The sequence below is a fragment of the Pararhizobium sp. IMCC3301 genome, assembly GCF_030758315.1.
Classification (GTDB): Bacteria; Pseudomonadota; Alphaproteobacteria; order Rhizobiales.
On the sequence record NZ_CP132336.1, the window covers coordinates 3135423 to 3156940 of the forward strand.

The 21518-nt window shown below is 58.7% G+C and carries 24 protein-coding genes; 18 read left to right on the top strand and 6 right to left on the bottom strand.

What is annotated here, in order from left to right:
- The first annotated feature begins 4 nt into the window (after positions 1 to 4).
- Positions 5 to 946, top strand: coding sequence for a glyoxylate/hydroxypyruvate reductase A (locus RAL88_RS15140; protein ID WP_306264701.1), 942 nt, complete (start codon positions 5 to 7; stop codon positions 944 to 946).
- Between the two features lie 61 nt (positions 947 to 1007).
- The gene (locus tag RAL88_RS15145; protein WP_306264702.1) at positions 1008 to 1673 is read left to right on the top strand and encodes a nucleoside/nucleotide kinase family protein; all 666 of its coding nucleotides are present in this window, start codon (positions 1008 to 1010) and stop codon (positions 1671 to 1673) included.
- 21 nt (positions 1674 to 1694) lie between these two features.
- Here the strand turns inward: RAL88_RS15145 and RAL88_RS15150 are convergent, their stop codons facing one another.
- The 4 genes from RAL88_RS15150 to RAL88_RS15160 form a co-directional block, all read right to left on the bottom strand.
- Positions 1695 to 5084: an error-prone DNA polymerase gene (locus tag RAL88_RS15150; protein ID WP_306264703.1), complete on the bottom strand. Its 3390-nt coding sequence runs from the start codon at positions 5082 to 5084 to the stop codon at positions 1695 to 1697.
- Positions 5081 to 6697, bottom strand: a complete 1617-nt coding sequence (locus tag RAL88_RS15155; protein ID WP_371932186.1) for a DNA polymerase Y family protein — start codon at positions 6695 to 6697, stop codon at positions 5081 to 5083. Before RAL88_RS15155 ends, RAL88_RS15150 begins: the two co-directional genes overlap by 4 nt.
- Positions 6606 to 7421 (bottom strand): ImuA family protein, encoded by an 816-nt coding sequence (locus RAL88_RS21730; RefSeq protein WP_371932104.1) that lies wholly within the window; start codon positions 7419 to 7421, stop codon positions 6606 to 6608. The genes RAL88_RS15155 and RAL88_RS21730 overlap by 92 nt, the downstream gene beginning before the upstream one ends.
- Positions 7422 to 7731: 310 nt before the next feature.
- Positions 7732 to 8697, bottom strand: coding sequence for a cation diffusion facilitator family transporter (locus tag RAL88_RS15160; protein WP_306264705.1), 966 nt, complete (start codon positions 8695 to 8697; stop codon positions 7732 to 7734).
- A 193-nt stretch (positions 8698 to 8890) separates the two neighbouring features.
- Here RAL88_RS15160 and RAL88_RS15165 point away from each other — a divergent pair, with 193 nt between their 5' ends.
- The 3 genes from RAL88_RS15165 to RAL88_RS15175 all read left to right on the top strand — a co-directional run bounded on the left by RAL88_RS15165 (position 8891) and on the right by RAL88_RS15175 (position 10556).
- Entirely contained in the window at positions 8891 to 9142 is a 252-nt protein-coding gene (locus RAL88_RS15165; RefSeq protein ID WP_306264706.1) for an AbrB/MazE/SpoVT family DNA-binding domain-containing protein, read from the top strand.
- Positions 9117 to 9545, top strand: coding sequence for a type II toxin-antitoxin system VapC family toxin (locus RAL88_RS15170; RefSeq protein WP_306264707.1), 429 nt, complete (start codon positions 9117 to 9119; stop codon positions 9543 to 9545). Before RAL88_RS15165 ends, RAL88_RS15170 begins: the two co-directional genes overlap by 26 nt.
- Positions 9546 to 9680: 135 nt before the next feature.
- Entirely contained in the window at positions 9681 to 10556 is an 876-nt protein-coding gene (locus tag RAL88_RS15175) for a DMT family transporter (RefSeq protein ID WP_306264708.1), read from the top strand.
- Between the two features lie 83 nt (positions 10557 to 10639).
- On the opposite strand, the gene RAL88_RS15180 is transcribed toward RAL88_RS15175, so the two are convergent.
- On the bottom strand, positions 10640 to 11557 hold the full coding sequence (locus RAL88_RS15180) for an NAD(P)-dependent oxidoreductase (protein ID WP_306264709.1): 918 nt from the start codon (positions 11555 to 11557) through the stop codon (positions 10640 to 10642).
- Between the two features lie 318 nt (positions 11558 to 11875).
- On the opposite strand from RAL88_RS15180, the gene RAL88_RS15185 reads away from it, so the two are divergent.
- The 13 genes from RAL88_RS15185 to urtE all read left to right on the top strand — a co-directional run bounded on the left by RAL88_RS15185 (position 11876) and on the right by urtE (position 20295).
- Positions 11876 to 12721, top strand: a complete 846-nt coding sequence (locus tag RAL88_RS15185) for an urease accessory protein UreD (RefSeq protein ID WP_306264710.1) — start codon at positions 11876 to 11878, stop codon at positions 12719 to 12721.
- 31 nt (positions 12722 to 12752) lie between these two features.
- Entirely contained in the window at positions 12753 to 13055 is a 303-nt protein-coding gene (locus RAL88_RS15190; protein WP_306264711.1) for an urease subunit gamma, read from the top strand.
- A gap of 145 nt (positions 13056 to 13200) precedes the next feature.
- Positions 13201 to 13488, top strand: coding sequence for a GIY-YIG nuclease family protein (locus RAL88_RS15195; protein ID WP_306264712.1), 288 nt, complete (start codon positions 13201 to 13203; stop codon positions 13486 to 13488).
- Between the two features lie 134 nt (positions 13489 to 13622).
- Positions 13623 to 14762, top strand: a complete 1140-nt coding sequence (locus RAL88_RS15200) for an IS4 family transposase (RefSeq protein ID WP_306264318.1) — start codon at positions 13623 to 13625, stop codon at positions 14760 to 14762.
- A 161-nt stretch (positions 14763 to 14923) separates the two neighbouring features.
- Positions 14924 to 15229: an urease subunit beta gene (locus tag RAL88_RS15205; protein ID WP_306264713.1), complete on the top strand. Its 306-nt coding sequence runs from the start codon at positions 14924 to 14926 to the stop codon at positions 15227 to 15229.
- Positions 15229 to 16941 carry an urease subunit alpha gene (ureC, locus tag RAL88_RS15210; protein WP_306264714.1) on the top strand — a complete coding sequence of 571 codons (1713 nt, stop codon included), beginning with the start codon at positions 15229 to 15231 and terminating at the stop codon, positions 16939 to 16941. The genes RAL88_RS15205 and ureC overlap by 1 nt, the downstream gene beginning before the upstream one ends.
- 74 nt (positions 16942 to 17015) lie before the next feature.
- Positions 17016 to 17270, top strand: coding sequence for a type II toxin-antitoxin system ParD family antitoxin (locus tag RAL88_RS15215; RefSeq protein ID WP_306264715.1), 255 nt, complete (start codon positions 17016 to 17018; stop codon positions 17268 to 17270).
- A 4-nt stretch (positions 17271 to 17274) separates the two neighbouring features.
- Positions 17275 to 17568 carry a type II toxin-antitoxin system RelE/ParE family toxin gene (locus RAL88_RS15220; protein WP_306264716.1) on the top strand — a complete coding sequence of 98 codons (294 nt, stop codon included), beginning with the start codon at positions 17275 to 17277 and terminating at the stop codon, positions 17566 to 17568.
- Positions 17569 to 17610: 42 nt separating this feature from the next.
- Entirely contained in the window at positions 17611 to 17907 is a 297-nt protein-coding gene (locus RAL88_RS15225) for a putative quinol monooxygenase (protein ID WP_306264717.1), read from the top strand.
- Positions 17904 to 18356 carry an urease accessory protein UreE gene (locus tag RAL88_RS15230; protein ID WP_306264718.1) on the top strand — a complete coding sequence of 151 codons (453 nt, stop codon included), beginning with the start codon at positions 17904 to 17906 and terminating at the stop codon, positions 18354 to 18356. The genes RAL88_RS15225 and RAL88_RS15230 overlap by 4 nt, the downstream gene beginning before the upstream one ends.
- On the top strand, positions 18349 to 19014 hold the full coding sequence (locus tag RAL88_RS15235; protein ID WP_306264719.1) for an urease accessory protein UreF: 666 nt from the start codon (positions 18349 to 18351) through the stop codon (positions 19012 to 19014). Before RAL88_RS15230 ends, RAL88_RS15235 begins: the two co-directional genes overlap by 8 nt.
- Positions 19015 to 19037: 23 nt before the next feature.
- Positions 19038 to 19652: an urease accessory protein UreG gene (gene ureG, locus RAL88_RS15240; RefSeq protein ID WP_306264720.1), complete on the top strand. Its 615-nt coding sequence runs from the start codon at positions 19038 to 19040 to the stop codon at positions 19650 to 19652.
- Positions 19624 to 20295, top strand: coding sequence for an urea ABC transporter ATP-binding subunit UrtE (urtE, locus tag RAL88_RS15245; RefSeq protein WP_306269714.1), 672 nt, complete (start codon positions 19624 to 19626; stop codon positions 20293 to 20295). The genes ureG and urtE overlap by 29 nt, the downstream gene beginning before the upstream one ends.
- Positions 20296 to 20299: 4 nt before the next feature.
- Here the strand turns inward: urtE and RAL88_RS15250 are convergent, their stop codons facing one another.
- Positions 20300 to 21226: an aldo/keto reductase family oxidoreductase gene (locus RAL88_RS15250; RefSeq protein ID WP_306264721.1), complete on the bottom strand. Its 927-nt coding sequence runs from the start codon at positions 21224 to 21226 to the stop codon at positions 20300 to 20302.
- Between the last annotated feature and the right edge of the window lie 292 nt (positions 21227 to 21518).

Here is a 21518-nt window from a genome sequence, read left to right on the forward strand (position 1 = left end):
AAGTGTGAGCATTCTGGTTCTGATGGATGGCTGGAGCCCGGCACCCTGGGCAACCGCCTTGCAATCGGTTCTGCCGGACGAGCAGATCGTCATCTATCCCGACGTGGCGGATCGCGATGCGGTGGAATATGCCCTGGTCTGGGCGCCCGCAAGCGGTGTGCTGAACCAGTTTCCGAATTTGAAGGCGTTGTTCTCGCTCGGCGCGGGGGTGGATCATCTGCTGCGCGATGCCAGCCTGCCGGACGTTCCCATTGCCCGCATTGTCGATCCTGATCTGACCGGACGCATGAGCGAATGGGTGGTGGCACAGGTGCTGCTGCATCATCGCCAGCAATTGCGCTATCTGGAACTTCAGCGTGAAGCCGTCTGGCAGGAACTGGCGCAGCCGGCCGCTGCTGACGTGTGTGTCGGTGTGATGGGGCTTGGCGAGTTGGGACGCGATGCAGCTGACATTCTGCACCGGCTTGGATTCGCTCTGCGCGGCTGGAGCCGGACCGCCCGGACCGTGCCGCATGTCAGTTGTTTCCACGGTGCAGACGGGCTGGATGAGTTTCTCTGCGGGACGGATATCCTGCTGTGTCTTCTGCCGCTGACCCCGGACACCGAAGCTCTGATCGGCAAGTCCGTGTTTGACAGACTGTGTTCAGACGGGCCGCTCGGCGGGCCGGTTTTCATCAATGCCGGGCGCGGGCGCATTCAGGTGGAAGCTGATCTTGTTGCCGCCTTGCGCAGCAAAGTGCTGAAAGGCGCCAGCCTTGATGTATTTGAAGGGGAGCCGCTGCCGCAGGACAGTGCGCTCTGGAGCCTCGATAATGTCATCATCACACCCCATGCGGCAGCGGTCAGCAGCCCCAGGGCTCTGTCGCATCTGATTGCGCGTCAGGTACAGGCGCACCGGGCCGGACAAACCCTGGCCCATCTGGTTGACAGGGCGCGCGGATATTGAGGCCATGCTGGCGATTTGAATTTCCCTGGGATAATCTCAACGGACACTGATCGGAGTTTGTATGCCTGATGCCCTGAACCGGCGTGAGTTGCTGACGCGACTGACCAAGCTTTGCAAATCCGGCTCCTCGGGCTCTGGCGGCTCTGGCGATGGCCGGCATATTGTGGCGATTGCCGGTGCGCCCGCCTCGGGCAAATCAACACTTGCCGAATGGCTGGTGAAAGAGCTGAACAGCGCTGACACAGGCGTCGCCGCCTTGCTGCCGATGGATGGCTATCACTATGATGACCGGGTTCTGACGCCAAAAGGCTGGCAGGCGCAAAAGGGTGCGCCGCATACGTTTGATGTCGGCGGTCTTGTCGCCATCTTGCAACGGCTCCGGGCCAACCGGGAGCCGGTGATTGCGGTGCCGCAATTTGACAGGGATCTGGAAATCGCCCGTGCCGGTGCGGCTTTGATTGAAAATACCGCCCGGCTGGTGGTCGTTGAGGGCAATTATCTGCTGCTCGATGAAGCGCCGTGGCGGCAACTGGCGGATCTGTTTGATCTGACCGTTCTGGTTGAGGTGGATGAAGCTGAGCTGGAGCATCGCCTGCGCCAGAGATGGCTGTCGCACCAGCTGTCAGAGGCTGACATCAACCGCAAGGTCTTCGACAATGATCTGCCCAATGGCAGGCTGGTCTATGAACAAAGCCGGGTGCCGGATATTTCGGTGCGGTTTGTCTAGAATGTTGTCCCTGCATGTGTTTTAATGAAAATTACGCCCTTTCGGTAAATTGGCCGCAGTGGCGCGGCCAGTAGCGGGGCCAGTAGCGGGGCCAGTAGCGGGGTTGGTGCGGCGCAGCGTCCTGACGTCTTTTTGAAACTGTTCGATGCGCTCCGGTCGGGCGCGTTTGTCGCGCGCATCCTGTTGCGGCCGCCGCACTTCATCGGCATTGGCCTGAGGCTCCAGATGATCGGCGACCTCGGAAATCTCGGACAGAAGTGCGGTCAGATCTTCAAGATGATGGGCAATCACATGGATCACGCCTTCAGCAGCCTGCACCTTGCCATGAATGCCGACAAAGCGGGCTCCCAGAACGATAGCGCGGTATTTTTCAAACGTTTTTGGCCAGACAATAATATTGGCCACGCCTGTTTCATCTTCGATGGTTTCAAAAATCACCCCCTTTGCCGTGCCCGGACGCTGCCGCACAAGCACCAGCCCGGCGACCCGAATGAAGGAATTTGACCGCGCTGTATTCAGTGCCACGCTCTGGCGGTAACGCATGTCCTCAAGCCGCTGTCTGACGAATGAAACCGGATGGGCCTTCAGCGACAGGCAGAGAGAGCGGTAATCATGGATCACATGCTCGCCCAATGGCATCGCCGGAAGCTGCACATCCGGCTCGTTGCGGCGAACCGTATCAGCGTCTGTTGCAAACAGCGGCAGGCGCTCTTCGCTGGTGAGAGGGTCGAGAGCCTTGGCCGCCCACAGCGCAGTGCGGCGATCCATGCCAAGAGAGCGCAGGCAATCCGCTTCCGCAAGTCGTTCCAGTGTTGATTTTGGCAGGCCGGACCGCAGCCATATGTCACGCATACTGTCATATCCCTGGCCGCGATGGGCAAGCAGTTGCCCGGCATGGTCCTTGTTCAGGCCCTTGACCCGGTTCAGGCCAAGGCGCACGGCAAAGCGGTTTTGTGCCAGGCCGGTCATGTCGCGATGCTGCGGCGCGATTGTCTGCGCTGCGGCACCGGCCTCCAGACTTGTCTCCCATTGAGAATGATTGATGTCCGGGGCGCGCAATTCCACCCCATGTTCCCTGGCATCGCGCACAAGCTGGGCCGGAGCATAGAAACCCATCGGCTGCGAGTTCAGAATAGCGGCGCAGAACACGTCGGGATAATAGCATTTCAGCCAGCAGGACACATAGACCAGCAGCGCGAAACTGGCCGCATGGCTTTCCGGAAAACCATAATCGCCAAAGCCTTCAATCTGCTTGAAACAATGTTCGGCAAACTCCCGCTCATAGCCATTGGCGACCATGCCTTCCACCATTTTTCGCTGGAAACTGCCAATGGTGCCGACGCGGCGAAACGTCGCCATGGCACGGCGCAGCTTGTCGGCCTCTGACGGAGTGAAATTGGCCGCAACAATGGCGATATTCATGGCCTGTTCCTGAAACAGCGGAACGCCCAGCGTTTTCTCCAGCACCTGCCGCAGCTCGTCCTTGGGAAAGCTGACCTTTTCCTTGCCCTGGCGGCGGCGCAGATAGGGATGCACCATATCTCCCTGAATCGGGCCGGGCCGGACAATGGCGACCTCGATGACAAGATCATAATAGGTTCTCGGTCGCAGCCGCGGCAGCATCGACATCTGCGCCCGGCTTTCAATCTGAAACACGCCCAGCGTATCGGCCCGGCAGATCATGTCGTAAGTGGCCTTGTCTTCCTGGGGCAGGGAAGCCAGGGTTTCGTGACGGCCGTAATGACATTTGAGAAGATCGAAGGCCTTGCGGATACAGGTCAGCATGCCCAGCGCCAGCACATCGATTTTCAGCATGCCGAGACTTTCCAGATCATCCTTGTCCCACTCGACAATGGTGCGGTTATCCATGGCAGCATTTTCAATCGGGATGAGTGACGACAGCCGGTCACGGGTGATGACAAAGCCGCCGACATGCTGGGACAGATGGCGCGGAAACCCGATGATCTGATTGGCCAGATCGAGTAATTGTTTCAAATGCTTGTCCTGCGGATCAAGCCCGCCGCGGCGGGCTTCCTCATCACTGATGGCAGCCGATCCGCTGCCCCATCGGGTGCCCGAAATCGCGCTGATTGCATCATCGGACAGGCCGAAGACCTTGCCGACATCCCGGATTGCCGAACGCGAGCGGTAAGTGATCACGGTGGCGGCGAGGCCGGCCTTTTCCCGCCCGTATTTATGGTAGATATACTGGATCACCTCTTCGCGCCGCTCATGCTCGAAATCCACATCGATATCCGGCGGTTCGTTGCGCTCTTCGGAGATGAAGCGTTCAAACAGAAGGTCGACTTTGACAGGGTCAACCTCGGTAATACCCAGACAGTAGCAGATGCTGGAATTGGCAGCAGAGCCGCGCCCCTGACACAGGATACCCTGGCTTCGGGCAAAGCGCACAATGTCATAAACAGTCAGAAAATAGGAGGCATAATCGAGCTTCCTGATCAGGCGCATTTCATGACGCAGGCTCGCCTGCACCTTGGCCGGAACGCCGTCCGGAAAGCGCGCTTTGGCACCGCGTGCGGTCAATTGTTCCAACGCGATCTGAGAGGGAACGGGTTGTCCGCCAAGCTCATCAAACACCGGGTCATCGGGATATTGGTAGCGCAGTTCATCAAGCGAAAACTGCAACCGGTTGAACACTGCGACAGAAGCGGCGACCGCAGCTTCATAGCCTTTGAAAAGCCGTGCCACCTCCGCGCCGGCTTTTAGATGCCGCTCGGCATTGGGTTCCAACATGGTGCCGATAGTGGCCAGTGTCCGGCCTTCGCGTATGCAGCTCAGAACATCCTGCAGGGGCCGTCGTGCGGGGCTGTGATACAACACATCCCCCACCGCCAGAAGCGGCACTTTGTATGTGTCGGCCATGCGCGACAGGCGTTTCAGGCGCGGACCATCATGAACGCCGTAAGTGCGGGTCAGGGCCAGATAGACATTGCCGCCGAACCGGCTGGCCAGTTGCGGCAGAAAAGCCCCTGCCTGTTCCGTGAACTGCGCAGGTAGAACAGGAGCCATGATAAGTTGGTCACCTAACTCCAGAAGATCATTGAGTTGCAGATAGCAAGACCCTTTGGGCGCGCGTCGTTTGCCGCGTGTCAGCAATTCGCATAAATTGCCCCAGCCCTGGCGGTTGACCGGCCAGACCAGCGTGTCCGGTGTTGCATCGGTAAACACCAGCCGGCAACCGGGCGCAAAAGGCAATTCTGCCTGTTTCGCCGCCATATGGGCGCGTACCACACCGGCGAGGGAATTGCGGTCGGTGATGGCCAGCCCGCAAAGGCCCAGCCTGGCGGCCTCAAAAACCATTTCCTCACCATGAGAGGCACCGCGCAGAAAGGAAAAATTCGTGGCAGCGGCAAGTTCGACATAGGGCAGGCCGGAGGATTGCTCACTCATGGAAAAAGCCCGTGCATATACCAGTGCGGGCGGCCGCTTTCGCGTTGATACAGCCCCTGACGAAACAGCCAGAAGCGGCGGCCGTCACGATCCTCGGTTTTGAAATAATCCCGGGTCAGCGCCTGGCGGCCGTCGCGCCACCATTCGCAGGCAATCCGTTCCGGTCCTTCACTGGCGGCAACTTCGTAAAGCACCCTGCGCCAGCGGAAACGCTGCGGCAGCCCTTCCGGTATTTCCGCCATCACCTCTACGGGCTCGGGCCGGTTCAGCAGCAGAACCGGCCGGGTGAGCTGCATGTCGAGGGCCTGCATCTGCGAAGGCTCTGCAAACGACAGGGCATCCTGTGGCGGCATCCGCCCGGTCTTTGAGTTGGGCCGGATAATGGGCTTATGAATGGAGGACACTGTCCCGAAACTGCGCTCCGGAATATGGCTGTCATTCACGGCAAAATGTTGAACGCGGTCTGTGCCAAGCCGCGCGCCGAGCCGGTTGATCAGGGCATTGTAACCATCCTCCACCGGCACTCTGGCAACAAAATCGGCCTGCTGCTGCACCATGGGTTCCGCTGCAGCAACTTCCAGGCGGATCAGATCATAGCCGAAACCGGCGTCCAGAGGACTGTGCAGACTGGCCAATCGGTCCTGAAACAATTGCCCGATATGGGCCGGCTCGCGCTCGGGATTGGCTGTGACAACGCTGAGCATGCGCCGCTCCCCATCGACCCGGAACAGTTTCAGAACCAGAACCCGCGCCCCGATGGCGCGCTTTTCCAGAGCAGGTTTCAGATTGCCGGCAAGGGACAGAATGGTACGGCTGATATCATCCTGCAAGGAAACCGGCTCGACGAATTGCCGTTCGGCCGCCAGCTCCGCCACAGCGATGCGCGGCGAAATAGTTTCTTCTTCCCGGGCCAGCGCCTGATCAAGCCGGCGCAGCAATGTCCGGCCAAACCGCAGGGACAGCGGCCCGCGCGGCAAATCCATGATGCAGCCGATGGTTTTCAGGCCGACACGTTTCAGCTCTTCAACCGTGCTCGGCTCTGTACGCAACGCCTCCAGGGGCAAGGGGGCGAGCCTTTCTCTTTCTGCACCAGGAGCAATAAGTCTGCATGTTGCCGGATCGCCATAGCGGGCCATGCCCCAGGCGGCTCCCGGCGTAGAGGCGATGGCGATATTGGCGGCAAACCCCTGTGCCGTCAGTCTGGAAATCATATCCAGACGCAAAGCCTCCTCACCATTGAACAGATGTGCGCAGCCGGTAATGTCCAGCATCAGACCGGACAGGCCATGGATCGTGTCCACCGCCAGCAAAGGCGTATAGCGCTCGCACCAGTCTGCCAGGGCGTCCAGCAGCGCAGCATCGGCGGCGGCATCGGCCTGATGACACTCCAGAGCCGGCAAAATGGCACGGGCATCTGCCAGGGTCTGGTGTTTGTACAGCCCGGCTTTTCTGGCTGCCAGGTTGAGGGCGCTCAGGCGCAAGGCGTTTTTGACAGAAGCGATAACGCCAAGCGGCGGACACTCAGCCTGGCCGTTCCAATGCTGTTTGAAGCGCCACGACCTGCCCCAGAGCTGGCGGCTGATCCGGTCGGTCGCAAGGTCCGGAAGAGCGATGCTGAGGAAGCGCTGCGGGCGGTCCGGCGTGGTCTGTGGTTTGAATTCGGACATGGTTGAATTTTCTGATTTGGTGGTTCCAGGTAATGGAGGCGCTGCCGGTTGCGCCCTGCCGGTTGCGCTCCAGATGAACAACAAGCGCTGTATGGCCAATGGGGTCGCCAGACAGGGCCTGCAGATGCGGTTGCGCCCGACCGGACCGGCGCGGACTGACACACCATCGTGTGGCGGCGGCGCCAGCTTCCTCTTCGCTGCTCTGGCGCAGCACAACAACCGGTGTGCCGCTGTCTCCGGCACGCAGATTGAGGCGCCGCGTCGCTGTCATGTCCAAAGCTTTGGGATGGCCCTGAACATGCAGGATGACGGCTGCCAGATCGGTGCATCTGGCAGCTTCATCAGCCGCCCACAAGGCGTGTTTGACAGACAGCGGTGTGACCATCACAAGCCGCTGCGGATTAAATCCCAGTTCAGTCAACCCTTGCGGAAAAAGCGTCATATTGGCGGTATCGGCAAAGGGGGCGGATATCCACAGAACCGGCTTTGAGGCGCGTGTGTTCATGCGGCCGAGCAGGGCAAATACAAACCCTGTCAAAGCTCCCGCATCACGGCTTTGCGCACAGCGCACTTCATGCAGGCTGCCGGGCGGCAGACCGGTTTCAAAGAAGGCGGCCAATTCATCCTCTGCCGCCGCCGGACTGTCCGGCAGTAACCGGCTGGCAGGCATTAATTGCGCGTTCGGCCCAGCAGGCAACCCAGCAGGCAACGCAGCCTGGCTCGGGCTCCGGGACCCGATTTGATCGCGCGCATGCAAATGATCTACCAGCGCTGTCGCAGAGCCGTGCCGCACATCTTTCTCCGTTAAATGTTCCTGTTTTGTTCTATTTAACAGGACATCTCACGAGAGAGTCAAGCGGAAGATTTCCACAGAAGATTCCCACAGAAGATTTCACAGCAGTTTTTACAGGGATCTGTCTCCGGTGTCGGTTCCACCGCAGGCGGCAAGGCGCAAACATGCACCGGCTCGACAGGTTTGTTCAATGCTGGTGGATCGCTCCTTCAGCGGCCATATCCCCATCCCGATGGTTCTCGAACTGTTCATGGCCCACCACACTGGGCTGGGTGCAGGCATGCCGGCAGCATTCGGTTTCAAGGATCGTATGGGAAATTCCGAACTCGGTCACAAGTGTCTGCTTGACCGCTGTCTTGATGGCATCGGCGCGTCCCCACTGGCCTTCGGTAATAATCAGATGCGCATTGATGGCGGGTTCATGCTCCTGCATCTGCCAGACATGCAGATGATGCACACCGTCAACCCCGTTCGTGGCCCGCATTTTTGCCAGAATAGCGCTGATATTCGTATCGGGCGGGCTGCCAAGCATCAGGATGCGGATAACAGGTCCGATTTCAACAAAGGACTGCCAGAGAATATAACCGGCAATCAGCAGGGTGACGATCGGGTCCACCAGCCGCCAGTCATATAAAAGGATCAATGTCCCGGCAAAGATCACGGCAACCGACCCCAGCGCATCGGCCACATTGTGCAGAAAGGCCGCGCGGATATTCATGCTCTGCTTGGACAGCGAATAGGTCAGCAACGCGGTGGCAATATCAACCACCAGGGCAATGCCTGCAATGATGATCACAATCCAGCCATCGACACCCTGCGGATTAAAAAACCGCAGCACGGCCTCGTAGGTCAGATACAGCCCGATGACGATCAGGGTGGTGTAATTCACCAGCGCCGCAACAATTTCGGCCCGGCCATAGCCGAAGGTCATGTTTTCATCGGCCGGCCGGCGCGCAATCTTGCGTGCGACAAATGCGATGATCAACGAAATGGCATCGGAAAAATTATGCAGCGCATCAGCCAGCAAGGCCAGACTGCCGGACAGAATCCCGCCGATGATCTGCGCAACAGTCAGCCCCAGATTGACCACCACCGCCCAGAACACACGGGCATCCCCCGCATCCGGGTCCACATGATGATGATGTCCTGCCACGTATCAGCCTCGCAAAATTTTTCCCGGATATAGCAGGTGAGATATAGTCTCTCAATTATGTCACGGCAATGGAATGGAGATATGAACCACACCAATCAGCTGCCGGCCATATCGATAAATACCCATAAAAATAAAATTTGCCATTTTTTTAAAATTTGCCATATTCACCTATAATGCCAAAAGGAGATTGTCCGTGCCCGCAGTCAGAGTAAAAATAGGGACCAATGGCCGTCTGGTCATACCGGCTGCTATCAGGCGCAAAGTTGGTCTTGAAGAAGGCCAAACCGTTCTGCTGGAAGCAGGCAAGGGTGAATTGCGTGTGCGGCGGCTGGAGGATGTGGTCGATCAGGCCCAAAGAACAGTAAAAAAATACGTCAAGGATCATGCATCCCTGTCTGAAGAACTGATCGCCGATCGCCGTGCCGAGGCGGAGCGGGAAGGTTGATGCCGCGCGCATCCGGGCTGATCCGGTGATCATCGACGCCTCCGCGCTGCTGGCGCTTCTGCATGACGAACCGGGCGCAGATCATGTTGCCGCTGCGCTGGCGGAGGGCTCCATGACTGCGGTAAATCTCAGTGAGGTTGCTGCCAAACTGGTTCAGCACGGTGTTCCTGACGATGAGATGAAGGCCTTGCTGCAGAGCTTTGATCTGGACATTATTCAGGTTGATGAGACGATTGCATTCACGGCCGGAAGCCTTTTCAAGGTCACAAAGCACCTGGGCCTGAGCCTTGGGGACCGCATCTGTATTGCCTCGGCAATCCTCGCCGAAACGCCCGTTCTGACGGCAGACCGGGCATGGCAGGGTCTCGCCCACAGCAGACTGAAAATCGTGATGATCCGATAAGGTCTGCATCCGCTGTTCGCCATGGCCAGGTTCAGCATATCTGACCGGTCAAATCTTTGAAAACCGGTCGACATCGGTGCCTTCAACAGCCATAGAGAAACGCAATCCCGTTCTCCACGACCGGAGCACATATAGATGACCAGACGGACAGCCACCAGCATCGGCTTCACCGCGGTGCTGATGTGGGCGCTGCTGGCGCTGTTCACTGCGGCCAGCGGAGCAGTGCCGCCGCTGCAGCTGACCGCCATGGCATTTGCCATCGGCGGCACCATCGGGGCGATCAGTTGGCGGCTGCGCGGCGGCAGGCTTGCCGTGTTTCGCCAGTCACCCTTCATTTGGCTGTTCGGCACCGGCTCGCTGTTCGGCTATCACTTTCTCTACTTTACCGCATTGCGCTCCGCTCCTGCGGCAGAGGCCAGTCTGATCGCTTATCTGTGGCCGCTGCTGATTGTGGTGTTTTCCGGCCTGTTGCCGGGGGAAAAACTGCGCTCCCATCACGTCTTCGGGGCTGTTCTGGGATTTTTCGGCGCTGCCATCATCATCACCGATGGCGGCTCCTTTGCCGTCAGAGCTGAATATCTGCCCGGATATTTGGCAGCCATCATGGCGGCGCTGATATGGTCGGGCTATTCGGTGGTCTCGCGCCGTCTCGGTCATGTTCCAACAGATGTCGTCACCGGGTTCTGTCTGGCCACCGCAGTGCTGTCCGCACTGTTTCATCTGGCTCTGGAGCAGACCGTCTGGCCGGTCGGGGCGTTACAGTGGCTTGCGGTGCTGGGTCTGGGTCTGGGTCCGGTTGGTCTGGCATTTTTCGCCTGGGATTATGGCGTCAAGCGTGGCGATATTCAGGTGCTGGGGGCCTCCAGCTATGCCGCGCCGCTGCTGTCGACACTGGTTCTGGTGGTGGCAGGCTTTCAGGAAGCGACCTGGATCATTGCCGCTGCCTGTCTGCTCATCACCGCAGGCGCTGTGCTGGCGGGCAAGGATCTCCTGTTCCGCAAACCTTTGTGAACCCGGCCGCATTGATCGCGGCTGGGTGCTACCTCGCAAGCGGATATCGAGGCGGAAGCGAAGCAGACCGAAAGCTGAAAGCCCTATTTGACGGGCTTTACCGGTTTGACCTCCGTGCCGCTCAGCCGGCCGACATATTCCGGTAGCATCGGCACATAATCTTCCGGGCCGTCACCGCCTGCGGCATGGGCAGCGGCAAACAGGTTTTTCACCGCATTGCCGACCGGGTTCACCATGCCGGCGGCATCAGCCATTGATTCCAGATAGCGCAGATCCTTGAACGCGTTTGACAGGGTGAATTTATGGGCCTCGCGATTGCCATCGATAATGTAGCCCATGAAGGTCTGATAGAAACCGCAATCCATGCGGCTGCCGCGAATGACACTGTCAAACTTGGTTGGCGACAGACCGACCTTGCTGGCCAGTGCCAGCGCTTCGGAATAGATCGCGCCATAGCCGAGCGAGAGGAAATTGTTCAGCAGTTTCATGCGGTGCCCGTCACCGACGCCGCCGATATGCACAATATTCGCTGCCCAGGCTTCGACCACCGGCCGGATGCGTTCAAAAACCGCATCATCGGCACCGATCATTGCGCTCAATTTGCCCTCTTCGGCCTGCACCGGGGTGCCGCCAAGCGGCGCATCCGCCATGGCAATGTCGGCTTCTGCCAGTTGCTCGGACAATTTGGCGGTTGAGGTGGGATCGGACGTGGAGCAGTCAACGATGATCGAGCCGGGTTTGAGACCTGTTTTCAATTCCCGCACAATCGCTTCCACCTGCGGCGAGCCGGGCGCACAGATGAAGACAATCGACGATTTGGCCCCCAGATCCTTCAGCGAAGCGGCCTCTGTCGCGCCACGTTTGACAAGGTCCTCAACCGGTTCGCGGTTGCGATGCCCGATGACGCTCAGCGCGTATCCGTTTTCAACGATATTCTTCGCCATGCCATGGCCCATCAGGCCGACGCCGACAAATCCGATACTTTCCTGTGACGTGCTCATAAACTGATTCCCTGTCCTGTGTTACGCGCTTTGTCTGCGTGTATAGCGCTGCTGATGCCGTGTGCCTACCACTCACCATGGCGAATAAAATACGACCAGGCCGTGCATCCGGTTTCAACCGGCTGCTGTGTCCGCAGCTCACTGACCAATGAACGAATGCCGGCTCGGATGGGCCAGGACAATCAGGGCTTTGACTTGGCGCGAAAAACCTGTCTGTTTATGCTGGCCTGAACCAGCAGGAGACGCACGCCTCGTGAACATCATCCAATCCCATGCGATATTTTCGGCGGGGCGGCAAGGCTGCTGCCGCATGCGGTCTTGGCAAAGCGGCTCGTGAGCCTTGCCTGCGAACCCGTACCCGGTCTGGGTCTGCAACGCGCGGTCGGCGTCGGACGCCTGTCCGTGCGGCAACTGGACGGCAGGACAAGGCTCAATCGCCTCTATCAGGAAGGCTGCGCCAAAATCCGCATCCCGAAAACCTATCACGGCTCCGCACTTGAAGCCGTTGTCATCAACACCTCGGGCGGCGTCACTGGTGGGGACCGCATGAACTGGCGTTTTGAAGCCGGCCCCGGCACGCATCTGATGCTGACCACCCAGGCCTGCGAGAAAGTCTATAAATCGTCCGGCGGCGTCGCTGAAAATACAATCTCGCTGTCAGTCGAGGCAGGCGCGCGGCTGGCCTGGCTGCCGCAGGAAACCATAATGTTTGACCGCGCCGGTCTGTCCCGCAGCATCACCGCCGATCTGGCTGTAGATGCCGAAGCCCTGTTCCTGGAACCGGTCGTGCTTGGCCGCCGCTCCATGGGCGAGCACCTCGAGCACGCGGATTTGCACGACAGATGGCGCATTTCCAGAGACGGCAGGTTGCTCCATGCGGAAGATTTCCACCTCAGCGGGCCGGTCAGGCCGGTGTTGCCGCAAAGCGCTGTCACCTCAGGCCGCTCGGCCTTTGCCACATTGCTGTTTGTCTCGCCCCGTGCCGAGGGCTTTGTCACCGAGGCGCGCCGCCTGATCGGACCCGGTGGCGGCGTTTCCTGCTGGAATGGCAAGCTTCTTGCTAGAGTGACAGCAGAAGACAGTTTTGAACTGCGCAAAATCCTTTTGCCACTGGTGTCACTGCTGAATTTTGGGGCGGAGCTGCCTAAAGTTTGGTCAATCTAACAGCCGGACACGGAAAACCGAGGGAACAGGAATGAATTTAACCCCGCGTGAAAAAGACAAGCTGCTGATTTCCATGGCCGCCGAAGTCGCCCGCAAGCGCCTCGCCCGCGGCGTCGTGCTGAACCATCCCGAGGCAATCGCCCTGATCACGGATTTCGTTGTCGAGGGCGCGCGCGATGGCAAGAGCGTTGCCGATCTGATGGAGCAGGGCGCCCACGTCCTCAGCCGTGCCCAGGTGATGGAAGGCATCCCCGAGATGATCCACGACATCCAGGTCGAAGCCACCTTTCCCGACGGCACCAAACTGGTGACGGTGCATGAACCGATACGCTAGCTGAAGACTGGATCCCCGGAACAAGTCCGGGGATGACGGGAAGGAGGGAGTGCGCCCTGTTGTGACGAATGAAATACTCCCTCTCAGCGTCATCCCAGGGCTTGTCCCGGGGATCCAGCGCAACAAAGGAATTGCAACGGACCACATGAACCCCTGCGTCTACATGATGGCCTCAAAACGCAACGGCACGCTCTACACCGGTGTGACGTCCGATCTGCCGGGGCGTGCCTTCCAACATCGCCAAGGCCTGTCGCCGGGATTCACCAGCAGATATGGCTGCAAAACACTGGTCTGGTACGAAGCCCACGACACCATGAAGCTGGCAATCCAGTGCGAGAAAACCATCAAGCGCTATCCGCGCAGATGGAAGCTGAATCTGATTGAAGGACTGAACCCGGACTGGGACGATTTATACGAGACATTGAATGGCTAGGTGAACGAAGCTGGATCCCCGGGACAAGCCCACTGGTGTCCGGTTTAAAATCGGTGGACATGTTGCATGGTATTGATTCTACTTGTTTCCAACGGTTTAGCGAACGTTATGGACACGAAGTAGAGGTCAACACCATGCGGCATGAGAATAGCGTATTTCACGAGATATTGAAGCATGTTCCCTGGGGCGTGTTTAATCGGCTTGTGGACAAGCACCAATCCGATCATCGTATTCGCCGGTTGAGTACGAAAGATCAGTTTATTGCCATGCTCTACGCGCAGTTTTCAGGCGCTGTCAGTCTGCGCGAGCTTGTTGGCGGGCTGGCCAGCCACCAAAACCGTCTTTATCATCTGGGAAGCCGTCCAGTTCAGCGCTCCACATTGGCTGATGCCAATGCCACCCGGCCAAGCGAGGTTTTTACTGACCTGTTTGCCACTCTTGCAGCACGAGCAGGCCGCGGGATGCGGCGCAAGATCGCAGATGCCACCTATCTGATTGATGCAACCGGTATAAGCTTGTCCGGCATGGGCTCGCAATGGGCCCACTTTTCCCACAAGGCTTGCGGTGCCAAAGCACATATCATCTATGATGCCAATGCCGAGTATCCCGTCTATGCTCAGGTGAGCGCTGCCAATGTCAATGACATTACACCCGCCAAAGCCATGCCTGTTGAACCGGGTGCCACTTATGTTTTTGACTTGGGATATTATGACTTTAACTGGTGGGCCACGCTGGATCAGGCAGGGTGCCGGATTGTCACCCGGCTCAAGAAGAATACAACGCTGAAGGAAACGGTGGTTCTGGATGTGCCCGAAGGCGGCGACATCCTGTTGGACCGTATCGGCCTTCTGCCGCAAAGAACCAAAAACGGCAAGACCCGGTTCACCGACCCGGTACGCGAGGTACAACTCAAAACCCCAACCGGCAAGGTTCTCCGCATTTTAAGCAACGACCTTGATGCCTCGGCGCAGGAAATCGCCGATCTCTACAAGCAGCGATGGGCCATTGAACTGTTCTTCAAATGGGTCAAGCAAACTCTGAAAATCCGCCATTGTGTGGGGCGCAGTGAAAACGCACTGCGCATTCAAATCGCCGTGGCCCTCATTGCCTTCCTGCTGTTGCGGTTTGCACAGAAAACCCAGACGACCATCAAAACGCCCTTGGCTTTCGCCCGCATCATTCGAGCAAATCTCATGCACCGAAAACAAATTGATCGCCTGCTGATGCCTGATCCAATACCCATAAAAAACAGCCACCAGATGGTGCTGTTATGATGCTGAAAGTTAAACCGGACAGTAGTGGGACAAGCCCGAGGATGACGGGCAGGGGGTGGCATTTCATTCGCTATAGCGGTGCGCACTCCCTCTAACCCGTCATCCCCGGACTTGTTCCGGGGATCCAGCGTAACAATGGCCGGTGCAAAAAAGGAAAAATCATGATTCCCGGAGAAATCATCACACAGGCCGGCGAGATTGAGTTGAACGCCGGTCAGCCGGCGACAATACTCACCGTCTCCAACACCGGCGACCGGCCGGTGCAGGTTGGCAGCCATTATCATTTCTTTGAAAGCAACGCCAAGCTGGAATTTGACCGCGCTGCGGCACGCGGCATGCGGCTTGATATCGCGCCGGGATCGGCAGTGCGGTTTGAACCGGGTCAGACCCGCGAAGTGACATTGGTGCCCTTCAGCGGAAACCGCAAAATCTACGGCTTCAATCAGAAAATCATGGGAGCGCTGTAATGCCCGCCAGAATTTCCCGCGCTGCCTATGCAGACATGTTCGGACCCACGACCGGTGATAAAATACGCCTCGCCGATACGGAACTCTTCATCGAGGTCGAGCGGGATCTGACCAGCTATGGCGAGGAGGTCAAATTCGGCGGCGGCAAAGTCATCCGCGATGGCATGGGGCAATCTCAGGCAAGCCGCGCAGAAGGGGCTGTCGACACAATTATTACCAATGCCCTGATTGTCGATCACAGCGGCATCTACAAGGCGGATATCGGCCTGAAGGACGGCCGGATTGCCGGCATCGGCAAGGCCGGCAACCCCGATACGCAGGGCGGTGTGGATATCATCATCGGGCCGGGTACCGAGGCGATTGCCGGCGAAGGCAGGATCATCACCGCTGGTGGCTTTGACAGTCATATTCATTTCATCTGCCCGCAGCAGATTGACGAAGCGCTGATGTCGGGCATGACCACCATGCTGGGCGGCGGCACCGGCCCGGCACACGGCACGCTGGCGACAACCTGTACCCCTGGCCCCTGGCATCTGGCGCGGATGATCGAGGCGGCTGATGCGTTTCCGATGAATCTGGCGTTTGCCGGCAAGGGCAATGCCTCCCGCCCCGGCGCGCTGGAGGAAATGGTGCTGGGCGGGGCCGCCGCATTGAAGCTGCATGAGGACTGGGGCACCACCCCGGCGGCGATTGATTGCTGCCTTTCGGTTGCCGACCAGTATGATATCCAGGTGATGATCCACACCGATACGCTCAATGAATCCGGCTTCGTCGAAAACACCATCGATGCCTTCAAGGGCCGCACCATTCACGCCTTTCATACCGAAGGCGCAGGCGGCGGCCATGCCCCGGATATCATCAAAATCTGCGGGCTGCCCAATGTCATCCCGTCCTCCACCAACCCGACCCGGCCCTATACAATCAACACCATCGCCGAGCATCTCGACATGCTGATGGTGTGCCACCATCTGGATAGTAATATCCCGGAAGATGTCGCCTTTGCCGAAAGCCGGATTCGCAAGGAAACCATAGCCGCAGAAGATATTCTGCATGATATGGGCGCGTTTTCCATCATCGCCTCGGACAGTCAGGCCATGGGCCGTGTCGGCGAGGTGATCATCCGCACCTGGCAGACCGCCGACAAGATGAAACGCCAGCGCGGCGCCCTGCCGGAGGAGACCGGCGACAATGATAATATGCGGGTGCGGCGCTATATTGCCAAATACACCATCAACCCGGCGATTACCCATGGCATGTCATCCGAAATCGGCTCGCTGGAGGTCGGCAAGCGCGCCGATCTGGTGATCTGGCACCCGGCCTTCTTTGGCGTCAAACCGGAGATGATCCTGATCGGTGGCACAATCGCTGCGTCCATCATGGGAGATCCGAATGCCTCGATCCCGACACCGCAGCCGGTGCATTTCCGCCCGATGTTCGGCGCATTTGGCAAGTCACGGACCAATTCATCCGCAACCTTCGTGTCACAGGCTGCGATTGAAGACGGGCTGGCGGGCCGGCTCGGCATCGCCAAGCAATTGCTGCCGGTGGTCAACACAAGAAGCGGCATTTCAAAAGCCTCGATGGTGCATAATGCGGCCACCCCGGATGTGGAGGTCGACCCGGAAACCTATGAAGTGCGCGCCAATGGCGAATTGCTGACCTGCGAACCGGCAGATGTGTTGCCGATGGCGCAAAGATACTTTTTGTTTTGAGCCAGGGGGATGATGGACACGGCAATTTGAATAAGCCATAATAGTTATGGAATTGGAGTTTTGGAGACCATGCCATGGCTGTCAGTGCTGATCTTGGAAAACCGCTTGAGGCGTTTCTCGACAGACTTGTGAAGTCCGGCCGCTACCGCTCGCGCTCCGAAGTCCTGCGCGAAGGCCTGCGCCTCGTTCAGGAGCGCGAGGCGAGGCTCGCCGATCTTTACGCAAAGCTTGATGACGGGATGAAAGCCGCAGACGAAGGCCGTGTCAGGCCCGCCGCGGCTGTATTCGATGAGATGCTGGCCCGCTTGGAAGCGCTGCCGGACAAATAATCGAATGCATGTGGAAATTTCACAACCAGCCGAGCATGACCTTGCGCAGATCGGTTTTTTCATCGCCACTGACGACAGGCAACGCGGCATCAGTTTCATGAAGGAGTTGCGGCACGCCTGTCTTCAACTGGCGGATCATCCCTACCGCGCTCCTGTCCTGTTGACGCGCAATAATGTCGAAATTCGCAAGCTGATTGTCGGCAACTATCTGGTGCTTTATCAGATCAAGCAGGACCGCATTGCGGTTCTGAGAATTCTTCATGGTGCCAGAGATATTGAGGCGCTGATCCTGCAATAACGCTGTGCTGAGCAGCGGCAATACGAGAACATTGGAAAACATATGATCTATCTTATCGCCACACTGGAAATCAAACCCGGCTCCCTGCCGAAAATCATGGAAGCCGTTATGCCCTGCATCGACGCAACCCGGCAGGAAGCGGGCTGCATTTCTTACGATCTCGTGCAGAGCCTGACCGACGAAAACACATTGATGTTTGTCGAGCGCTGGACTGACAAGGCGGCGCTCGATGCGCATTTTCAGGAGCCGCATCTGATTGCCTGGCGCGATGCCGGCGCACCGTTTTTTGTCAGCCGCAAGATTGAAATCATCGAGCCGGCTGATGTGGAGGTGCGATGATCCGCGCCACAAAATGCGTCGATTATATATACGGCGCTGCCGATACCATCACGCTGGATGAAACAGCGCGGCATCGGCGGCGGATGAAGATGCTGTCTGATCATGGCATCGCATTTCTGCTCGATCTGCCGCAGGCGCGTCTGCTGCGTCATGGCCAGGGGCTGGTGCTGGAAGACGGGCGGGTGATCGTGGTGCAGGCCGAGCCGGAATCTTTATATGAGGTCCGGGGCCGTGATCAAAAACACCTGCTACAACTGGCCTGGCAGTTGGGTAACCGCCATTTGCCGGCACAAACCACTGCCACCAGCATCCGCATTCGCGCCGATCACGTCATCAAAGCCATGCTGCTTGGCCTTGGCGCCACTGTCACCGAAATCAGCGCGCCGTTTGATCCCGAAGGCGGCGCATACGGGAATGCGGAAAATCCCCAAGATCACAGCCATGACTGATCATGGCACCGGCCTGATCCGGCTGCTGAACTGGCTGTCGCCGGTGTTTCCAACCGGAGGCTTTGCCTATAGCGGCGGGCTGGAGCGGGCGGTGCATGACGAACTCATCGGCGATGAAGCGGATTTGGCGGAATGGCTGCGCAGCCTGATGGTGCATGGCGCGGCGCGCAATGATCTGGTGTTCCTCGCCGAGGGCTGGCGGCAGGCCGCTGCCGGCCGGTCCTGCCATCATGCTGCAGAACTTGCCATCGCGCTGGCGGGCAGCCGCGAACGCCATCTGGAACTGACAGCACAGGGCGAGGCCTTTGTCCTGGCGGTAGGTCATTGGGATTTTGCCGCACCGCCGGAATTTGGCGGTCTGCATCCTTTGCCGGTGGTTGTCGGTGGCTATTGCGGTGTGGGTGGTATCGGCCTCAATGCCGCGCTGACGGGCTATCTGCAGGCGTTCCTCTCCAACCAGTTGCAGGCCGCCATTCGCCTTTCCGTACTGGGCCAGTCGGGTGCGACGCGCATTCTGGCGCAGTTGGAGCAGCAGTGTGCCGCCCTGTCGCACTGGGCTGGCAGCACCACGCTGGATGATCTTGGCAGCGCTGCGATCAATGCTGAAATCGCCGCCATGAACCATGAAATACAGGCCGTCAGACTGTTCCGGTCATGAAGAATTCTGAAGGAAATAAGGCCATGAGCAACTCGGAAAACGGTCCTTTGCGGGTTGGCATTGGCGGGCCTGTCGGCACCGGCAAGACCACTTTGACGGCAGAATTGTGCAAGGCAATGCGCGAGCAGTGGTCAATCGGCGTCATCACCAATGATATCTATACCAGCGAGGACGCCGAAGCGCTGGTCCGGCTGCAGGCCCTGTCGGCCGACCGGATCATCGGCGTTGAAACCGGCGGCTGTCCGCACACCGCGATTCGCGAGGATGCGTCGATCAATCTGCATGCCATTCGCGAAATGACACAGCGCCACGCCGACCTCGATGTGATTTTCATTGAATCCGGCGGCGACAATCTGGCGGCAACTTTTTCGCCCGAACTGGCGGATCTGACGCTCTATGTCATTTCCGTGTGTCAGGGCGGCGATATTCCGCGCAAGGGCGGCCCTGCCATTACCCGCTCCGATCTGTTGATTATCAACAAGACCGACCTGGCGCCCTATGTCGGTGTCGATCTGGCACAGATCGAGGCGGATGCCCGGACATCACGCAGCGGAGCGGCCATTGCAATGACGGATCTGCGCAGCGGCAAGGGCCTGGATGCCGTGATCAATTTCCTGCAGGAGGCAGGCGGTCTTTAGAGGCGTTTCGCTGAAGGCCGCCGCCGGGCGGATCACCTGCGTTCTGGGCCGCAACGGTGTCGGCAAGACCAGCCTGTTGCGCGCTGTGGTCGGGCATCACCCGCTGACAGCCGGCCAGATCAGCATGAATGGAAAAATTCTCGGCAACAGCGCCGCCTATGACCGTGCCCGGTCGGGCATCGGCTTCGTGCCGCAGGGCCGCGAGGTTTTCCCGCTGCTCAGTGTCGAGGAAAATCTTCAAATCGGCTATATCGCTGTCAAACGCGCCTCGCGCAGCATTCCCGATTATGTGTTTGAGCTGTTTCCAGTTCTGAAGGACATGCTGCACCGCCGCTGCGGCGATCTGTCCGGCGGCCAGCAACAACAGCTGGCGATCAGCCGGGCTTTGGTGATGCGGCCAAAACTTCTGGTTCTGGACGAGCCCACTGAAGGCATTCAGCCCTCGATCATCAAGGATATCGGCCGCGCCATCCGCTTCCTGCGCGATGAGGAGGGCATGGCCATTCTGCTGGTCGAACAATATCTCGATTTCTGCCGCGAACTGGCGGATGATCTTTACATCATGGATCGCGGCGAAGTGGTGCATTCCGGCGATGCCGCCAGTCTCGACCGCGCCGATGTGCGCCAGCATCTGATGGTGTGATGTCTCACGGCATTTTCCGGCCAAGGCTGGCTTCCAGAATGGCGTACCAGTCGCGACGGGTCATCTGCACGTCGAAGGCAAGGGCTGCAGCCTTGATACGATCCGGCTGTTGCGAGCCGATGATCGGCACAATGCCCGCCGGATGGGCCAGCAGCCATGCCAGCGCCACCGCCTCGCGACTGGTTTCGTTGGCACCTGCAATCCGGTCAATTTCAGCAACAATCCGTGCCAGTTGCGCTTCATCGGAAGAGCCGCGTCCTGTTGCCAAAGCCCCGGTGGCCAGAGCCCCCGCGGCAAGTGGCGACCAGGCCATCGCCGTCATCGACCATTCCTGACACATATCCAAAGTGCCATCGAACAGCGCATCCGTGGCCAGCGCCGAAATCTCCGGCTGTGTCGCCACAAACGGAAAATCCACAAAGGCCTGCAGCGCTCGTGTCTGGGCAAGACTGTAATTGGACACACCGGCCTCCAGAATTTTACCCTCGCGGCGCAGCGTGTTGAGCGCGCCAGCGACCTCTTCATGAGAGGCCAGCAGGTCCGGGCGGTGAATCAGAAACACGTCGATGCGGTCGGTCTTCAAGCGCTGCAGCGAGGCTTCGCAGGAGCTAATCAGATTGTCCCGGGTGGAATCATAAGGCAGCGGCGGATGTATCCCCGCCTTGGTCACCAGCACGATCTGCTCGCGCAGGCCCTTGTCGGCGTCCAGCAGATCGCCAAGAGCACTTTCCGCGCCGCCGAAGCCTTCCGTACGAAGGCCGTAAATCGCTGCGGTGTCGATCAGATTGGCCCCGCTTTCCAGCGCCGCGCCCAGTTTGCTGCGTGCCTCGGTCAGCGAAGATCCGGAAAACCGCCAACATCCATAGGCCAGCCGGCCAATTTCAAAGCGGCCCATTTTGCCGGAGCGTTGCAGGTTCAGGTGTGGTGACATGATCGCGGAACTCCTTTGGCGTCGCCTACCAGAACCTCAGCAGGCTGCAAAGTCACAAACTGTCCGCTCTGCAATACTATTCCTGACTATGCCGGTTTTGACCGGAATTGCTGGCATATCACCCGCCAGCGAACCAACGCGGCGTGCCGTTGTCTGCACCCTGCGCGAGTATTGAATTCCGCACGGTTTCTGTCGCTTGGCGCAATTGCCTATGCAAATGCGGCAATGCTTGTCAGGCCTGCTGAATCGAATTACCGTGAAGGATTGTGGCGATCCCTCCCGCAATGTTTTT